The 793-nt window shown below is 32.9% G+C and carries 1 protein-coding gene; it reads left to right on the top strand.

Annotated elements, in window-relative coordinates; translation table 11 throughout:
* Nucleotides 1-42: 42 nt before the first annotated feature.
* Nucleotides 43-636 carry a hypothetical protein gene (locus C6368_RS17045; RefSeq protein WP_107040416.1) on the top strand — a complete coding sequence of 198 codons (594 nt, stop codon included), beginning with the start codon at nucleotides 43-45 and terminating at the stop codon, nucleotides 634-636.
* Nucleotides 637-793: the final 157 nt, after the last annotated feature.

The raw sequence follows: 793 nt of genomic DNA, 5'->3' as shown, positions 1-793 counted from the left end.
GTTACAAGCAACTAAGGACATCCGAAAATACGAGAGAAATTAATGAAGTATCTACTTTTATCTATTCTTTTTATCACCAGTTTCGGCTATAGCCAGATAGACGATTACTACTACCTAGATACGTCGTCTTATGTTGTTGTAGTTAGTTCCCCTCCTGAGAAAGGAGCATATGGTGAAGGATGGTATAAAGAAGATGTATATTTCAGAATACCTAAAAACTTTGTTTTAAAAGGCACTGATAATATTATTGATTTCTTAGAGAGGAATAATGATAATACATTCATAATGAAGGAGCAAAGTCTATCTGACTCGAGCGATTTTATTGACATCACAGACACAGGAATAGAGCTTATTGAGAATCATAAACATTTTCTAAAAATCAGGATTTTTGAATTTGATTCACTTTACGTAAAATCTATACCTGAAATACAATATCCTTTTGGTGACTCCATTAAACTTAAAGAGCTACCGATCAAGCTGGAGGAAGTATTCATTAAAAAGAATAGCACTCAATTCAGGGAGATTCTTGAAATGAATATGATATTTATTAATAAAGGAATATCAATGAATCAAATTGACTTTTGGGAGTATGTCAGAGATCAGAGATATATTCATAGAGAAATACCTTGTAAGTGATGTCTAATAAACGTATAAATAATGCTTGTAACAAAGCCTATAAAACACTGCAACGATCTCGCTTAGGATAATAAATCATCCTAGCTCAATCGTTCGCCTTTAAAATTATCACTAACTTTAAGGAACAGCAGCGGTTTCATAGCCCTGACCGTTAGGT

The organism is Brumimicrobium mesophilum, from assembly GCF_003025005.1.
Classification (GTDB): Bacteria; Bacteroidota; Bacteroidia; order Flavobacteriales_D; family Crocinitomicaceae; genus Brumimicrobium; species Brumimicrobium mesophilum.
This window is presented reverse-complemented; position numbering and strand designations above follow the sequence as displayed.

Coding starts and splice junctions, on each gene's coding strand:
- C6368_RS17045 (WP_107040416.1), top strand. CDS start 43: ATGAAGTATCTACTTTTATCTATTCTTTTTATCACCAGTTTCGGCTAT.